The sequence below is a fragment of the Haloferax profundi genome (assembly GCF_001469865.1).
GTDB classification, from domain to species: Archaea; Halobacteriota; Halobacteria; order Halobacteriales; family Haloferacaceae; genus Haloferax; species Haloferax profundi.
This window is the reverse complement of record NZ_LOPV01000517.1, coordinates 1-1479: the sequence shown is the minus strand read 5'-3', so window position 1 is coordinate 1479 and position 1479 is coordinate 1. Positions and strand designations below refer to the sequence as shown.

The following is a 1479-nucleotide window of genomic DNA, read 5'->3' as shown; positions in this document are numbered from 1 at the left end:
ATCGTCAATCTTGCACTGAATAAAGACTCGGGTGAGGGGCACGTGTTCTCTTCGACTGAAATTATCCACACGTACGAGAAAGTGTGTGAGGAGAACGGTTCGTCGCCAATGTCGAAGCGACGCATTCGAGACATTCTCGGTGAATTAGCTGAACTGAACGTGATAGAGCAGCGCCGTCCCGGTCAGGGTCGTGGGAAGGGGCGGAAGATGATGAACGAACTGCTGGAAGATCCAGATATAGTTGCAGCGGCAATTCGAGAGAAGAACGCCGGGATCTGATCAAAAGGCATCAACCAATTCAAGCACCTCACTTCCGTTGTAAATCGGTCTTCGAAGTACACTGAGTCAGTTTACATGGTGAGAGAGACACCAAATTTCCGTTGTGAGTTACAAAGCGTGCTGCTTCGGTGAGATTACCTCACAGTCACCATCATTTTTGTACTGAATGGGTTGTTTGAGGCGGTTGACGAGAAGTCTGTAGACGCTAGAGTCATGTTATGTCGAGAGTGAGAACTCGAGAAAGACGGAGAGTCATACACACCGTTTTTCCGTTGTTAGGCTAGCAGCGGTAAACCGCTTACAGAAACACTACTGAAATCCAATTTCAACTCAATGACGAGCTTAACTTGTCGAACTTTTCGCAGACCGTGCATTTAAACATTTCTTGGATTTAAAGTTCTTTTGAAACATCCGGGTATACCGCCTCTCAGCACACTTCACAACGGAAATCCGGTGTCTGAGACTCTCTTCTCCCGGTGTCTTGTTTGACTCCATTCGAGACCCCCTTCGCGACCTGCTACAACGGAAAAATGGTGTGTGAGTGCCAGAGTACTATCGGGTCCGATTCAACTCAGCGTACCAATCTCGCTGTACTGATACTATGTGGCTATGCCGAAATGGGGTCTATCAACTGGCCACGGGCGTAATGGTCACACTCAAGCAGTTCAGGGACACTCGTCTCGAATGTGAATATTCGGCTCCCAGGGGCGAAAAACGAGGGACGTCTTGTTCTCGGGTCGGTCATTGTCAGCACGTTTTTCATCGGATTCGGTGGCGGCGTGATTTTCCCTATTTTGCCGAACCTCGGTGCTATTCTCGGAATCTCTCCGTTTCTCGTCGGGTTGATCTTGAGCGCGAACCGCTTCTCACGCCTGTTCGCGAATGCACCAGCCGGTAGCCTCGTGGACCGATTTGGGACGCGGAAACCGTTCGTCATCGGAATGTTCGTCCAGGGAATTTCGACACTCGGCTACGTTATCGCGCTGATCGCGCCACTTCCCGAAGCGTGGTTCATGACTGCTCGCATCCTTTGGGGAGTCGGGAGCGCGCTTGTCTTCGCGACAGCGTACACGATAGCCGATGATATCAGTGACAGTGGGTCTCGGGGATCGAATATGGGGCTCATTAGAGGAGGGGTGCTTTTCGGATTCCCGACCGGAGTAGTACTCGGTGGCCTCGTCAGCGAACTCTCTGGGAACG

1 protein-coding gene and 1 pseudogene are annotated in these 1479 nt (G+C 51.2%); both read left to right on the top strand.

The window, feature by feature from the left end; genetic code table 11:
• A pseudogene (locus AUR66_RS16160) lies at nucleotides 1-279 on the top strand (cell division control protein Cdc6); the annotation flags it as partial.
• A 686-nt stretch (nucleotides 280-965) separates the two neighbouring features.
• The coding region (locus AUR66_RS16155; RefSeq protein ID WP_157533176.1) for an MFS transporter at nucleotides 966-1479 on the top strand (514 nt) is incomplete at its 3' end.